This window comes from Planctobacterium sp. AWH2_060, from assembly GCF_056158425.1.
Window position 1 is genome coordinate 3,271,817 of record NZ_JBSWTG010000001.1, and the last position, 14,578, is coordinate 3,286,394.

At 46.3% G+C, this 14,578-nt stretch carries 14 protein-coding genes; 11 read left to right on the forward strand and 3 right to left on the reverse strand.

The window, feature by feature from the left end:
- The first annotated feature begins 3 nt into the window (after window positions 1–3).
- Both ACXAD8_RS13960 and ACXAD8_RS13965 read left to right on the forward strand, forming a co-directional pair.
- On the forward strand, window positions 4–1,122 hold the full coding sequence (locus ACXAD8_RS13960; RefSeq protein ID WP_475229732.1) for a helix-turn-helix domain-containing protein: 1,119 nt from the start codon (window positions 4–6) through the stop codon (window positions 1,120–1,122).
- Window positions 1,123–1,198: 76 nt separating this feature from the next.
- Window positions 1,199–2,632, forward strand: a complete 1,434-nt coding sequence (locus ACXAD8_RS13965) for an amidohydrolase family protein (protein WP_475229735.1) — start codon at window positions 1,199–1,201, stop codon at window positions 2,630–2,632.
- 2 nt (window positions 2,633–2,634) lie between these two features.
- Here ACXAD8_RS13965 and yghU read toward each other — a convergent pair whose 3' ends face one another.
- Entirely contained in the window at window positions 2,635–3,501 is an 867-nt protein-coding gene (gene yghU, locus ACXAD8_RS13970; RefSeq protein ID WP_475229738.1) for a glutathione-dependent disulfide-bond oxidoreductase, read from the reverse strand.
- A 139-nt stretch (window positions 3,502–3,640) separates the two neighbouring features.
- Between yghU and ACXAD8_RS13975 the strand changes: the two genes are divergently transcribed.
- Together ACXAD8_RS13975 and ACXAD8_RS13980 are read left to right on the forward strand one after the other, a co-directional pair.
- Window positions 3,641–6,859 carry a ligand-binding sensor domain-containing protein gene (locus tag ACXAD8_RS13975; RefSeq protein ID WP_475229740.1) on the forward strand — a complete coding sequence of 1,073 codons (3,219 nt, stop codon included), beginning with the start codon at window positions 3,641–3,643 and terminating at the stop codon, window positions 6,857–6,859.
- A 101-nt stretch (window positions 6,860–6,960) separates the two neighbouring features.
- Entirely contained in the window at window positions 6,961–8,052 is a 1,092-nt protein-coding gene (locus tag ACXAD8_RS13980) for a methyl-accepting chemotaxis protein (RefSeq protein WP_475229743.1), read from the forward strand.
- Window positions 8,053–8,095: 43 nt separating this feature from the next.
- On the opposite strand, the gene ACXAD8_RS13985 is transcribed toward ACXAD8_RS13980, so the two are convergent.
- Both ACXAD8_RS13985 and ACXAD8_RS13990 read right to left on the reverse strand, forming a co-directional pair.
- Window positions 8,096–8,815 carry a ZrgA family zinc uptake protein gene (locus tag ACXAD8_RS13985; protein WP_475229746.1) on the reverse strand — a complete coding sequence of 240 codons (720 nt, stop codon included), beginning with the start codon at window positions 8,813–8,815 and terminating at the stop codon, window positions 8,096–8,098.
- A gap of 28 nt (window positions 8,816–8,843) precedes the next feature.
- On the reverse strand, window positions 8,844–9,215 hold the full coding sequence (locus tag ACXAD8_RS13990; protein WP_475229748.1) for a MerC domain-containing protein: 372 nt from the start codon (window positions 9,213–9,215) through the stop codon (window positions 8,844–8,846).
- Window positions 9,216–9,407: 192 nt separating this feature from the next.
- Between ACXAD8_RS13990 and ACXAD8_RS13995 the strand changes: the two genes are divergently transcribed.
- The 7 genes from ACXAD8_RS13995 to ACXAD8_RS14025 all read left to right on the forward strand — a co-directional run bounded on the left by ACXAD8_RS13995 (window position 9,408) and on the right by ACXAD8_RS14025 (window position 14,570).
- Window positions 9,408–9,725, forward strand: a complete 318-nt coding sequence (locus ACXAD8_RS13995) for a hypothetical protein (protein ID WP_475229751.1) — start codon at window positions 9,408–9,410, stop codon at window positions 9,723–9,725.
- A gap of 104 nt (window positions 9,726–9,829) precedes the next feature.
- Entirely contained in the window at window positions 9,830–10,492 is a 663-nt protein-coding gene (locus ACXAD8_RS14000) for a flavin reductase family protein (RefSeq protein WP_475229753.1), read from the forward strand.
- 44 nt (window positions 10,493–10,536) lie between these two features.
- Complete coding sequence (gene pip / locus ACXAD8_RS14005; RefSeq protein ID WP_475229756.1) at window positions 10,537–11,487, forward strand: prolyl aminopeptidase; 951 nt, start codon at window positions 10,537–10,539, stop codon at window positions 11,485–11,487.
- Window positions 11,488–11,564: 77 nt separating this feature from the next.
- A complete protein-coding gene (locus ACXAD8_RS14010; protein WP_475232965.1) occupies window positions 11,565–12,302 on the forward strand; it encodes an SDR family NAD(P)-dependent oxidoreductase in 738 nt (245 codons plus the stop codon).
- A 26-nt stretch (window positions 12,303–12,328) separates the two neighbouring features.
- The gene (locus ACXAD8_RS14015; protein WP_475232966.1) at window positions 12,329–13,552 is read left to right on the forward strand and encodes a class I SAM-dependent methyltransferase; all 1,224 of its coding nucleotides are present in this window, start codon (window positions 12,329–12,331) and stop codon (window positions 13,550–13,552) included.
- Between the two features lie 6 nt (window positions 13,553–13,558).
- Entirely contained in the window at window positions 13,559–14,065 is a 507-nt protein-coding gene (locus tag ACXAD8_RS14020) for a DUF2878 domain-containing protein (protein ID WP_475229758.1), read from the forward strand.
- Window positions 14,049–14,570, forward strand: a complete 522-nt coding sequence (locus tag ACXAD8_RS14025) for a chalcone isomerase family protein (RefSeq protein WP_475229760.1) — start codon at window positions 14,049–14,051, stop codon at window positions 14,568–14,570. Before ACXAD8_RS14020 ends, ACXAD8_RS14025 begins: the two co-directional genes overlap by 17 nt.
- The last annotated feature ends 8 nt before the right edge of the window (window positions 14,571–14,578 follow it).

A 14,578-nucleotide genomic window follows, 5' to 3' on the forward strand; every position in this document is an offset into this window, starting at 1 on the left:
CCCATGAACTTTTCCTGGTTTGAAACCCTACTGTTGCTCGGTATTTTTCAGGGCTGTATTAGCTGCGTCTTATTATGGCGCAGCCCAAATAACTCTCGCAGTAATAAATATCTGGCGTTCGCCCTGCTCAGCTTTAGCGCTGTGGCCTTTAAAATGTTGCTTAATAGCAGCGGCGTATTGGGTCAGCCTCCCTGGTCATTTTTCCCCATTGCGACAGAACTGGCCTGCCCGGCATTAATTTATCTGTACGCTGTTTCACTGCTGCAGCCCAGCAAAAAATTTAGCGCTGCACCCTGGTGGCACTTGCTGCCGTTTTGTTTGCTGCAAAGCTACGCTGTGTTCATCTGGATTTCTGTCTTGCCAGAGACCAGCAAGGAATCACAACAAGCTATCGCAGCCCAACTGGGTTACCAACCAATTAAGCAACTGGAAGACTGGCTGTTGGTGATTTTGGCCGTGGCTTATCTTGCCATTGGCTATCGAAAGCTCAGCCACTACCGCTCTAATATTCACAATTACAGCGCCGATCTGAGCTTGCCCACCCTGCATTGGTTAGCTCAGATATTGGTACTGATCACCTTATTAATTACCTTGCTGGTAACCAACATGGTGGTGGACCGCCTATTCCAATTAGAAAGTTGGTCGATATTGCATTGGAAAATGTATTTTCTGTTTATGGCCCTGGTGATATACACACTCGGATTTAAGGGCTATCAACAACAGCAAATGCCGCCACAGGCTGCATCTTTTGTAGAGCCCGCCTCCCGCGAAAAATTACCTCAAGGCAGGGCCGAACAGTTGGCCCTGGCATTTGAAAAAGAAGTTCTGGCTAAACAGCGATTTCTGGAACCAACCCTGAGTATTCAATCGCTGGCAAAGTCGTTAGATGTCAATCAAAGCCACCTTTCTTATAGCATCAATCAGCACTTCAACATGAGTTTTCGCGATTACATCAACCAACAACGTATTACAGAGGTTAAAAAACGACTGCAGCAGCCAGATAACACCAGCAGCATTTTGGCTATTGCGCTGGATTGTGGTTTTAATTCTGAAGCCAGTTTTTACCGCGCCTTTAAAAAACATACAGGTTTAACACCAAAACAATTTTTAGCTCAACATTAACTACTCTCAATACCTGTTTTGAGAGGTTTCCCTGTCCGTTTCTCCTTAGTGTCAGCCAAAAACATTAGGAGTTATCGTGAATTTAATCAACAACCTGACTACCGTAGGTTATGGCTTTATCGCCGCTACCCTGTTACTTAGCACAGCCTGCAGCAGTTATTCAAAGGAAAATGAAACAGCCCATCAGTCTGGCAAAGAGCCATTTTGCATTACTAATGTGAACCTGCTGGCAGAGCAGGGTGATAAAATGTTGCCCAACCGCACTGTCTGCATCGCCAATGGCGTAATCAGCTCGATTTCATCAAAAACGATATCCGAAAAGGGTTACAGGCAGATAGACGGTAGCAATCAATATCTTATCCCCGGCTTGATTGAATCCCATGCACATCTGCAAAAAAGCCCAAATGATTTGAAGGTCTTTCTGGCCCATGGCATTACCGGCATTCGGGAGATGGCTGGCAACAACCTGCACCTCCAATGGCGCGAAAACATTGAGCAAGGCGGCACCGGACCCGATATATTTCTGGCCAGTGAGAAGATCAGCAGTAAATCCGGTTTCGCTGGATGGTTTGATTCGCTAGTGCGTACACGTCTTAATGTTGCTGACGAAGCACAAGCCAGACAACTGGTTGCGGATTTAGCCAGTCAGGGCTATCAGGCGGTAAAAATAGCCGGAGATATTAACCCACATATGTACCGTGCCATCATTGCAGCTGGGCAAGTCCACAAGCTCAAAATTGTCGGTCATATTCCGGATGCCATTAACTTAACTGAACTATGGTCATCTGGACAAAATGAAGTGGCCCATGTGGAAGAGTTTGTCAAAGCACTAAGTCGTGATTTTGGCGGCTACAACGCCGATTCCCGTGACGATTTTTTACAGTTTGTACATGAGCGGAGTGACTACATTGCCAAAAAACTTAAAGAGCAGGATATCGCGGTAGTCAGCAGCTTATGGCTAACCCAGTCATTTTACCGTCAGGCTATCGAACTGGAGCAGTTATGGCAGGAAACTGATACCAGCTTTACTCATCCGCATGCGGTAAAACGCTGGCAACCGGGTAACAATCAGTTTGAAGTATCGGCCCAGGTTTCAAAAATCAACCGGGAACGCACCGGAAAGTTTTGGGCAACTTATGCTCAGGCCGCTGAAATTTTACTGAAGGCCATGGCACAACCAGAAGTGCGAATACTGGCAGGCACCGACACCAACGCTTCAATGGTGGTGCCGGGTATATCCCTGCATCAGGAATTGCAGGCACTGGTAGCACTGGGATTCAGTAACATCCAGGCATTGCGGGCGGCGACTCAAGCGCCCGCCCAATGGGATGAGCAAAATACCGGTATAATCGCTGAGGGCTTTGAAGCTGATTTACTCTTGCTTAAGCGCAATCCACTGCTGGATATCAGCCACACCCAAACTATTGCGGCGGTCATTAACAACGGGACCCTTTATGAGCGTCCCGAACTGACAGAAATGCTTGAACAAGTCAGGCAGGCTTACCGCTAAACTCAGGAAGAGGCTTCCAGCTTGTCTTGCGTTTTGTCTTGGAAGTCGTCAGCGTCATGGCGCTCGTGCAATTGTTCGTGCAGCTCTCCCCAGGTGCGGTTTACCATTCGGCCACGCTGCACCGCAGGACGTTCATCCAGCAATTTCGCCCAACGCATGACATGTTGATATTCCTGCACCTGCAGAAACTCCGCAGCGTTGTACAAGCGACCCAGTACCAGATTGCCCATCCAGGGCCAGATGGCAATATCGGCAATGCTGTAGGTTTCACCGGCGACATAGGTATTATTGGCCAGTTGTTTATCTAAAACGTCTAATAAGCGTTTAGTTTCCATGGAAAAGCGATTGATGGGATATTCAAACTTTTCCGGTGCATAGTTGTAGAAATGGCCAAAACCACCGCCAACACTGGGGGCGCTACCCATCTGCCAAAATAACCAATTCAGGGTTTCGGTCCTTTCTGCTCCAGTGGGTAATAACTCGCCAAATTTTTCCGCCAGATATAGCAAAATAGAACCGGACTCGAAAATCCGCAGCGGCTTGTCACCCGATACATCCAATAATGCAGGAATTTTCGAATTTGGATTAATTTCCACAAAACCGCTGCTAAACTGATCACCTTCACTAATATTAATTAGCCAGGCGTCATACTCAGCAGCACTGTGCCCCAGGGCCAACAGCTCTTCCAGCATAATAGTCACCTTGGCGCCATTTGGGGTCGCCAGGGAATAAAGTTGCAGGGGGTGCTTTCCTTTGGGTAAGGACTTTTCGTGAGTAGCTCCCGACACTGGACGATTAATATTAGCAAAGGCGCCACCGTTGCCGGGTTGCCATTGCCAGATCGCTGGGGGCTGATAGGTGTTAGTCATAATATTTCTCCGGAGTTATTAAATACTGAACGGTACAAAACAATAGTGACTCAATATGACAGGTTTTAAAATAAAGAAATTTCGAACAAAAACGAATAAAGTATAAGAGATCATTTTGATTAAAAGGAAATGGCATAGGATGCGCTCATTTATTTTTCTGGTAATAATTTTTTTCGCAACGGGGAATGTTGCGTCTGCCAGTAGTATCTTCTCTCAGGGTGATTTATATTTTGAATCTGTGGCTGACCACCGCGACATTCCCGATGGCATAGTGACTTCACTGGCGCAAGATCGCGACGGTTTTATCTGGATTGGCACCCAACAAGGTGCAGTTCGCTACGATGGCTACCAGTTCGTACAATTCACCCACCAACCCGACGAAGTAAATTCATTAGCCGGCAACTACATCAGAACTATCTGGAATGCACCAGATGGCAAGATCTGGTTTGGCACCTTCAGCGATGGTATTTCTATCCTCGATCCCAAAGACAATAACTTCGAACATTTTGACTTTAGCACCGAGCAAGACACCCGCAACGGTAACTCTATCCGGGCAATTGTAGGAGAAGCCAGTCAGCGCGTCTGGGTTGCCACCAATCAGAGCCTGAATTATCTAAACCCTTATAGTAAACAAGTGGTTGCCATTAAAAACATTAATGGTTGCGAAACTGTGTATCAGGATAAAGGCCCACGCAGCCTCTACCTGGACAATAGTCGTGGACTATGGCTGGGTACGCAAAATGGTCTTTGCCGTATCAATCTGCCTTCAGAGAATTATCAGCAGGATGTTTTATCAGGCCGCAGTTTTGCTGAGTTTGACGGTATCCAGATCCACACAATGACGCAAAGCCGTTCAAAGGCGCTGCTGATTGGCACCTTGCAAAAAGGATTAGCCAGGTTTGATCCAGACAGCCATGCACTTGACTGGTTGGGCGCTGAAGCAGACGGACTGGGCCATCCCTGGGTTGTTTCTATTGTGGAGTCAGACACCGGAGAGGCCTGGATCGGAACTCTTGATGGTGGCATCACCCTGGTAGATGTCACAACACTGGAAGTGCTGAAACAAGTTCGACACGACCGCAGCATCGCCAGCAGTATCAATCAAAACAATATCGGTGCATTGTTTAAAGACCGTACGGGCCTCATCTGGATAGGCACCTGGGGAGCCGGATTGAACCTGTTTGCCCCGCAAAATGACAGTATCCGAACCCTCAGACACAGTCCTTATCGCGAAGGCACAATAAAAAATGCGCGTATAAGAGCCATTGCCGAGGCTGATAATGGTGATATCTGGCTGGGTTACAGCCAGGCAGGGTTATCCAGAATAAGCAAACGACAGGGCACAGTGACCCATTTTGACGATAGTGGTGAAGGCCCGCAAAGCTTGCCAGAAAATGATATTTTATCGTTGCTACACACTCAAAATGGTGAAATCTGGGTAGGGACCCGCAGAAAGGGGTTATTCAGTTACAATCCGCTGGAAAAGCGCTTTATTCCCTTTCCTGCTGCTGCGCAAAAGGGTTTTAACACCATTACCGCTATGGTTGCAGATAAAAAGCAGCGCTTATGGATAGGCTCCACCAAAGGCGTCGCCTACATAGATTTACAAGATTACTCTTTCAACCTGATAGACGACTACAGCAACTACGAACCCGTCAAAGGCCGCATCACCTATACCTTGACCTGGCAAAACCCCGCCAGCCTTTGGGTAGGAACCGACGATGGTTTATTTCACCTGAATCCCAACGCCAAAACAGTACAGGAGATCAACGTTACGCCGGGCCAAAGTGGCCAGTTATCTGACAATGCCATTAATAGTCTACATGTAGATAAAAATAATCAGCTATGGGTAGCAACAGAAAGCGGTCTGGATAAATTAGACAGCTGGGACGGACAAAAGGCGACATTCGTTTCGGTAAATCAGTCGTTGAATATCGAACAAGAATACACAGCGAATATTCTGTCTGATCACCTTGGTAGGTTGTGGCACTACAAAGGTGTCTATGACATTGAGAACCAACAATCCATCAACCTGAGTCAAAATAATAAATGGGATATCGGCACCATCTGGTTGGGCTCACAAACTCTGACCACTGATGGTTCCATATTATTTGGCGGGAATCAGGGGCTATTGTTAATAAACCCAGGCAAATTTACCTACTGGCCCTTCCAGCCCCCTTTGGTTGTCAGCCGCGCTGAAGTTGACGGCCAACTAATCAATCTGGATCCGAATACGCCATTGCAGCTGTCGCCAGAGACCAAAGGCGTATCTTTAGAATTTTCCGCACTGGATTACACCGGCCCTGAAAAGATCCGCTATCGCTGGCGGTTAGCTGGGTTCGATGAAAAATGGCAATACGGCAACGCCGATAACCGCAGAGCAACTTATACAAACCTGTCGCCCGGAAAATACCGCCTTGAAGTTGAAAGCACCAACAGCACCGGAGTCTGGACAGATAATCGCATGACCATTGAAATGGTGAGTTTGCCTGCCTGGTATGAAACCTGGTGGTTTTTACTGTCAGTGTTGCTGGGGCTGTTACTTTTTATCTGGTATCTGTTTGTCGCCAGAACCCACCACCTTGTCAGGCAAAAGAAAAAGCTGGATCAACAAATTTATCAAAAAACCCAAGAGCTGATTCAGGTCAACAATGACAAAGACCGCATCATGTCCATCATTGCCCATGACATCAATAATAAGATTTCAATTGGTTTGGGTTATCTGGACCTCATTAAGATGACCAATCAGATAGCGCCCACATCTGAACTAAACAGCTATCTCGAACAGGCTATAAATGCCGGAAAGGGCTGCTCAGATCTGGTTGAAGAACTGCGTGATTACGGCAAGCTCAGTAATGAGAGCAATGAAATAACCCTAAAGACCAACAATATTGTGAAAACGCTGGCCAGATTAGTGGAGGCACATCAACCGAAAGCCTTGGCAAAACAACTGCAATTGCATTTCCAATATCAGGAAGATGTTATTTTTTGTGATTTGCATCAGGCTAAATTTGCCAGAGTCATTGAGAATTTGCTGAGCAACGCCATCAAGTTTTCTTCCGCAGGGCAAACTATCAACCTCAGCATTGGCACCTCGGGAAAAAATGCCCGAATTACCGTCGCAGACCAAGGCATTGGCATCCCTGAAAACATCCGGGCGCAGTTATTTTCAGCCTTTACTAACAGTGGACGAAGCGGCACCTCTAACGAAAAGTCCACAGGACTGGGGTTGTACATCGTGAAAAAACTGGTTGAGCAACATCGTGGACGTGTCTGGTTTGAATCAGAAGAGAATAAAGGCTCTCAGTTTTATATCGAATTGCCATTAACAGACGAAGCGATAATTCGTTCAGAATGACACGTTAGTATGAAACCAGGCTAAAATTAAGCAATATTATTGCATTCGGCCGCCAATCCGTTAGATTGGTTTTATTATTAAAGCAAAAATTAAGAGCACCTATGTTTGTACTTGCCTCTACCCACCAAAGCGCGCTCGATGAAAGCGCAGCGCTGCGCGCTCAGTTAAAAGAACTGGAAGATTCAATAAGCCATCTTGAAAAAGAAAACCGCACCTTAAAAGAAGAGCTGTACGCTAAAAAAGAAGTCAGCAACGACTACGAGTCAGAGCTGGTGAAATGCATGTCAGGCTCTTTGAGACAGGTGGAAGGTATTCGCGAAACGGTGTTGAGCTCCTTTCAACGCATTGACGAAGAATCACAATCAGTGCGTCAGGTCTCTGAACTATTTGATACGTCTTCCAGCTCACTGGCCAGTATCGTTGCTTCCATGGAAGAAATGGGTAATAAAATGGGTGGTATGACCAGCAGTATCAATGGCTTATCAGAAAAAGCTGACAGCATTAATAAGTTTGTTTCAACCATCACCAGCATTTCAGACCAAACCAATCTGTTGGCACTAAACGCTGCTATCGAAGCGGCGCGGGCCGGTGATGCCGGACGCGGATTCAGCGTGGTAGCCGATGAAGTCCGAAGCCTGGCTACAGAAACCAACAAATCCGCCAGTGAAGTGGCCGATTTGGTTACCAATATCATTAGTTCTACCAAATATGCGGTGAGTGCCGTAGACGAACTCAAAGGCAATAATGAAAGCCTGTCTGATGGTGTAGGACAGCTCAATGAACACTACTCAGCCATAGTATCTTGTTGTGGCTCTATGAAAGACGCCATTTCCGATACCACTAACCGCACCTTTATCCAGACAGTTAAGCTGGATCACATAGTCTGGAAGGCTGACGTTTATGCCGTTTTACAAGAACAAAGCAATATAGACATCGGTGATTTCTCAGATCACAGCAGCTGTCGTTTAGGGCAATGGTATCAGGGAGCTGGCAGAGACATATTTGGACGTCACAAAGCCTTTGGCGAACTTGATGCCCCCCACGCTGAGGTGCATCGCAGTGGTGTTGCGGCAATGAAAGAAGCCCAGAGCGGTAATCACAATGCCGCCATTAAGCACTTGATTAAAATGGAAAATGCCAGTGAAAAAGTGTTGTCCTTGCTGGATCAATTGAGCCGAGACTGGAAAGTCTAACAGCGAACAAATTGAAACAGGGACCTTTAGGTCCCTGCAACTATCATAATTCTACAATCTGCTCTGAAGAGTCCAGAGTTGCTGCTCCCTGTCCCTCATCAGTGATCCACTGTAACTGAATCTTTTCAATGCCTGGAGACAGTGCATGTAATTTTACCTGCAATGATTCAGGTTGTGACTCAGTGCACTGATAATAGTAGGTTATCGATACTTCGACATGCTCGTCGTGATGTTCGTGCTCGTCGTGATGTTCGTGCTCGTCGTGATGTTCGTGTTCATCGTGATGTTCGTGCTCGCTATGATGTTCCTGCTCGTCGTGATGCTCCTGCTCGTCATGATGCTCCTGCTCGTCGTGATGTTCATGTTCGCCGTGATGTTCATGCTCGCCGTGATGTTCATGTTCGCCGTGATGTTCATGTTCGCCGTGATGTTCATGTTCGTCAAAACGTGAGGAGTCTATATCTTCCTCTTGCCACGAGTATTTGACACCTGTAGATTTCAGCGCGCAGGCACCTTCGTTTAATAACAGCCAATCCGCTTTTTTAAGCTCTGCCACCGCATTGTTCAGACGCCACTTATTTTCTGGCTTTGCGGGTCGATGTTCAAAACCGACAATATTGGTAAGCGGACTACTCAAGAGCACAGACAGTTGTTTGTTTTCACCAATGACTTGTACTGATACTTCACCGTGAACATGCGCGGATTGCGCACTGACAGCGAATGAATTAAAGACAAACACAGTACCCAGCAATGCACTACGCATAGGACGACTCGCTTTTAATATTATTTTTTTAAGATGGTTGCAGATTAGATAAACGACGGTTCATTTGATGAGCATATATCAATACACCACCGCCGATCACCGTTAAAATGGTTTCTAAAACATGCAGATGCCAAATGACTTCCAGCATCAAAGAAATGGTCAATAAAACCAAACCAGTCATTCCTAACAACAAGGGTAACCTGACTCCGTGCTGACGACGTGCAAAAGGAAAACTCAGGGCGGCAAACAGCAATACCGGCAAGAAGAACAAAAGATGGATCTCAGAAGTGTGCCAGGTAACAGTAATAGCACCGGCGCTACCAAGCAGCAACAACAAAGCGCTCAACACGCAATGTACAATGCACAGACTCGACAAGATGGTACCAATAGTATCCCGCACTTCCTCACTCTCACTTTTGATTGGGGAGAGTGATAGTATAACATTTCAGAGATTTTTCAAAATAAAATATTACTTTTCCTATCCCATTGAACCTGAAAATGTTAACTGCCTGTTAAATTTAATTGATTACAATTCCGACAATTCCGATTATCCTTGTTTAATAACCTTACAAAGTTCAGTAAAAGAGTATTAATGTCCTATCAGTTGTCTCTGGAAAATCAGGTAATAAAGGTTGTGTTTACCGGTCATGTCTCATCCGAAGACCTGGTCAGCCTGGACAAAGAAATATTTGAACAATGGGCCGATGTCGATTGCATTGGGCACCTATACGACTATCGAGAAGTTCAAACGGTCTCTTTTAATGAAGAAGAAATTCGAAGAATTGCGTTACTGGATAAAAATGAATCTTTTATTCAGGGCCCTCTAAAAATAGCCATCGTGGTGACAGATGAAAACATCGCCAGATTTTCTCACATCTATGTCGAAGGGATGGCAGGCGCAAATTTTTGAAGATAGCGGCTCAGCCATGGAATTTCTTTTAGCCTGAACTGATCTTAGCCCGAGTCACTACGTTTACAACTCCACCAGCCAGAATCCAAATAAAGGGCAAAATCTTGAAATCATGGCACCTTGCAGACATACAATCCATGCAACAGCGCTACCGCGCAATGTTCATCAATTCCTTGTCAGGATTTAAAAGTGCCAATTTGGTAGGCACAGTAAACTCTGACGGTGTGGAAAACTTAGCCATTGTGAGTTCGGTGTTTCATATTGGTGCGGAGCCAGCATTAATGGGCATGATCACTCGCCCTCGAACTGTGCGCAGAGACACAGTGGAAAACATTAAAAATACGGGTTTTTATACCCTCAATCACGTTTCAGAAGAAATGCTGTTGGCAGCGCATCAATGCTCTGCCCGTTATGCAGCTGAAGTAAGCGAATTCACCGAAACAGGCTTAATCGCCAGCTATGAAGCTGATTTTCAGGCGCCATTTGTGGCACAAAGCAGGCTGCGTATGGGCTTGCAGGTAGAAGAAATTCAACTACTGGAAATCAATCAAACTGAACTCATAATTGGCAAGGTCGTACTGATTCAAACAGACCAGGACGCCATTGAACCCGACGGCAGTATCGACATAGAAAAGCTAGGCACGGTGGCCATTTCCGGACTTGACCGCTATCACAATACCCAAAAGATAACCCGGCTAACCTATGCCAAGCCCGATAGCTGGCCAGAAGAACTCACCTTTAGCAAAGATCAGAAAAACAATAGGTAAAAATAGGTTACTATCTTGTTTTTTGATTCCACGAGATAGTCATTTTGAATACCCTGTTTCCAGCAATTGAGCCTTATAGCGAAGGCAAACTTCAGGTCTCCGATTTACATGAAATTCACTATGAGCAAGTGGGTAATGCCAAAGGCCAGCCTGCCCTGTTTTTACACGGTGGCCCGGGACTTGGCATCTTACCTATTTACCGTCGTTTCTTTGATGCTTCCCACTACCGAATTGTTCTGCCCGACCAACGCGGCGCTGGTCGCAGTAAGCCCTATGCTGAACTCGAAGAGAACGATACCTGGCAAATTGTTGAAGATCTGGAAAAACTGCGCAAACATCTGGCTATCGAAAAATGGCTGGTGATGGGCGGCAGTTGGGGCAGCTTATTGGCTCTGTGTTACGCGATAAAATATCCGGATTCAATATCATCGTTAGTACTCAGAGGGGTATTTTTAGGTCGGCAAACAGATTTAGACTGGGTTTATGGTGGTACCGGCACAGCGCAATTATTTCCAGATAAATGGGCGGAATTTAAAGCGCCGGTGAACGATAAAGATGATGCTGAAATTGTTGCCGCCTACTACCAATTGCTGACCCATCAGGATCCTCAGATTGCCCGCTCTGCGGCATTAACCTGGGCCAGTTACGGTGCAAATACCATGACGTTAATACCCGGCTCCGAGTCCAGTCGAGATATCACCGCCAGTGACAAGATGTTAGCGCTGGCCCGCACTGAATGTCATTTTGCCTACCACAAATTCTTTCTGGAAGATGATAACTACGTTTTGCAGAACGCGGCTAAGATTAGTCATATCCCCACCCACATAGTACATGGTCGATACGATGTGATTTGCCCATTGCGTAGCGCCTGGGATATCTATCAAAGTATGCCAGATAGTCAGCTGCACATAGTGGAGGGTGGCGCCCATATCCCAACAGAGCCTGGCATGGTGGACAAACTGGTAACCATCACAGAACAATTAAAAGCACGTTAAAAATTTTCAGACAAAAGTGACCCGTTTCAGTCTCTACAGCGTAATCCTGTTTAAAATCGCAATAGTGTATGTCGGATATGAAACAGGTACTGATCACAGGGGCTTCTTCAGGTATCGGCCAGCAGCTAGCTAAGGATTATGCGCTGCTTGGCTGGACTGTCTATGCCTGTGGACGCAACCGCGACAAGCTGGAAGCGTTGCAAAAGCAACATCCTAATCTGAAGGCGCTGGTATTTGATGTCACTGATATCGAACAGGTTAAACAAGCTGCGCAGCAGATTTCTGGTGAACTGGATGTGCTGCTGTTAAACGCAGGCAACTGCGAATACATTGATAACCCGATGCGATTCGACGCGGCTTTATTTGAGCGCATTATCAAGGTAAACCTGATCGCCATTGGTTATTGCCTTGAAACACTGTTACCCAAGGTCAAATCTGGGGGTCAGCTCGGCATCGTCAGTTCCAGCGCAGCCTATTTGCCCTTTCCCAGAGCGACAGCCTATGGCTCAGCAAAAGCCGGAGCCAGCTATCTTGCCAATACGCTCGCTATCGAACTCAAACCACACAACATTGATGTCAGTCTGATCTGTCCTGGTTTTGTCAAAACGCCACTTACCGACAAAAACGATTTCGAGATGCCGATGCAGGTCAGTGTCGAACTTGCCTCGAAAGCGATTGTGACAGGTCTGGAAAAGCGGCACAGAGAAATACATTTTCCTTACTTCTTTACTATGATTTTAAAACTACTGGCAATATTACCCGCGCCAATCTGGCGGGCACTTGCTCACAAAATGCGACCTGAAAATCAGGCTTAGTCTTAACGGAGAACCCTGTGCAACAAATTCAAACTAAAACCAGTCTGACAGCAACCCGTAGCAGCGACTTTTTCCAAACCATGGTGTTTAAACTGTTAGCCCGTGCCAGTAGCGGCCTGTTAACCATGAAGCTGGGAGATGAAGTACACCATTTCGGTGATCGCGCAGCATCACTGCAGGCGGAGGTTCAGGTTTATGATCGGCAAATATTTAAAACTCTGATGCTCAAAGGCAGCATTGGCATTGCAGAAGACTATGTGGCCGGTAAGTGGAACTCTCCCGACTTAACCCGGGTTATAGAATTCTTTGTGGCCAACCAGAGCGCTCTGGATCAAGTTGAAAAGAAATTCGGTCCCTTGGTAAGACTTGGTTATTTCCTCAAGAAATTCAAAAACCGCAATAACGAAGACCAGGCGAAAAAGAATATTCTTGCCCACTATGATTTAGGTAATCACCTCTACAAGCGCTTCTTAGATACGAATATGCAGTATTCCAGCGCTATTTATCCGGAAACTATGACGGATTTGGAAACGGCGCAAATTCACAAAATGGAAACCATTTGTCAGCGGCTGCATTTGCAACCCGGTGAGTCTGTGTTGGAAATCGGTACTGGTTGGGGCGGACTGGCAATTTATATGGCCAAAAATTATGACGTAAAAGTCACCACAACAACCATTTCTGATGCCCAGCACGATTACGCAGCAGAGCGCATTCAACAGGAAGATTTACAAGATAAGGTTACACTGCTGAAACAGGATTACCGAAAGTTAAACGGTCAGTACGACAAACTGGTAAGCATCGAAATGATCGAAGCTGTAGGCCATGAGTATCTCGATGGCTTCTTTGCGCAGTGCAACAGTTTGTTAAAGCCAAACGGTTTAATGTTGATTCAGGCTATAACCATTGCCGATCAGAGATACGATCACTACCGCAAGGAAGTAGACTTTATTCAAACCTATATTTTCCCGGGTGGCTGTTTACCCTCTGTGCAGCGCATGAGCCAGTGTTTGACCAACAATACCGACATGGTGATCCACGAACTGCATGATATAGGACTGCACTACGCCAAGACCCTGACCGACTGGCGCGAGAAGTTTCTGGACGCCTGGCCAGAGCTGTCCAAAGAAGGCTTCGACCAGCAGTTTAAACGCCTCTGGACCTATTATCTTTGTTACTGTGAAGGCGGTTTTTTACAAAGAGCCATCAGCACGGTGCACCTGATCACCCGCAAGCCACAGTTTATGAGGTAGGTGATAATGCTAACGGCAAAACAGTTTAACATTGCCAATTTTGTGCTGTTTCAGTTGCTGTGGGTAGCGGCCGTTATCTTCCAGAATAACTGGATATGTGCCAGTTTAATCACGCTGCATTTTGCCCTTAGCCCCAGCCGAAAAACCGATTTTTTGCACACCTACAAAGCGATATTAATAGGTATCGCTCTGGATTTTACTCTGATGCAGGCAGGTATTTATGTATTTGCCGAAGAACAGTTTCCCTTCTGGTTGATCTGTCTGTGGATTGGCTTTGTGCTCACATTGCGTCACAGCATGGCATGGCTGGCGGATAAACCGCTTTATTGGCAGGTACCATTGGGGGCGCTGGGCGGAACGGTTAGCTATCTTTCCGGTTCCAGGTTTGGCGCTGTTGAATTAGCTCAGGGCATCTGGATTACAAGCCTGATCCTGGTGCTGGCTTGGGGAATCTTGCTGCCCATATTTTACAAACTGGTTGCTAAGGCCGGTGCACATGAAACTCTGGCTTAGCATCCTACTCATCACAGGGATGCTCACAATAGGGAATAAATTTCACGCGGAGACACAAACTCCTCCCTGGCCACAAATGACGCTGGTTGGTGAGGGAAAACTAAGCGTGCTGTTTTGGGATATCTATGAAGCCCGGCTGTACTCGGAAAATGGAATTTACCAAGGCAACCAATACCCGGTGGCACTGAAGTTAACTTACCTGCGGGACTTTAGCAAAAAACAACTAATAGAAGAGACTGTTAATCAGTGGCAAAAGTTGGGCTTTTATGATGAACAGAAAGTCAATTCCTGGACCACAGAGTTACAACAACTCTGGCCCGACGTTGAGCGCGGTCAGTCATTGACCCTGTATATAGACGAAGCCCAAATCAGTTACTTCTACTTCAATAATGAACAATTGGGACAACTCAGCGATCAGCAATTTGCTCAGGCGTTTCTGGATATCTGGCTGTCGCCACAAACCAGCGCACCAGATGTCAGAAAACAGCTCATTGGCAAAAACTAACTCCCTAA

Excerpts from the sequence above, each read along its gene's own strand:
- ACXAD8_RS13960 (WP_475229732.1), top strand. The coding sequence starts at position 4 with ATGAACTTTTCCTGGTTTGAAACCCTACTGTTGCTCGGTATTTTTCAG.
- yghU (WP_475229738.1), bottom strand. The coding sequence starts at position 3,501 with ATGACTAACACCTATCAGCCCCCAGCGATCTGGCAATGGCAACCCGGC.
- ACXAD8_RS13975 (WP_475229740.1), top strand. The coding sequence starts at position 3,641 with ATGCGCTCATTTATTTTTCTGGTAATAATTTTTTTCGCAACGGGGAAT.
- ACXAD8_RS13980 (WP_475229743.1), top strand. The coding sequence starts at position 6,961 with ATGTTTGTACTTGCCTCTACCCACCAAAGCGCGCTCGATGAAAGCGCA.
- ACXAD8_RS13985 (WP_475229746.1), bottom strand. The coding sequence starts at position 8,815 with ATGCGTAGTGCATTGCTGGGTACTGTGTTTGTCTTTAATTCATTCGCT.
- ACXAD8_RS13995 (WP_475229751.1), top strand. The coding sequence starts at position 9,408 with ATGTCCTATCAGTTGTCTCTGGAAAATCAGGTAATAAAGGTTGTGTTT.
- ACXAD8_RS14010 (WP_475232965.1), top strand. The coding sequence starts at position 11,565 with ATGAAACAGGTACTGATCACAGGGGCTTCTTCAGGTATCGGCCAGCAG.
- ACXAD8_RS14020 (WP_475229758.1), top strand. The coding sequence starts at position 13,559 with ATGCTAACGGCAAAACAGTTTAACATTGCCAATTTTGTGCTGTTTCAG.
- ACXAD8_RS14025 (WP_475229760.1), top strand. The coding sequence starts at position 14,049 with ATGAAACTCTGGCTTAGCATCCTACTCATCACAGGGATGCTCACAATA.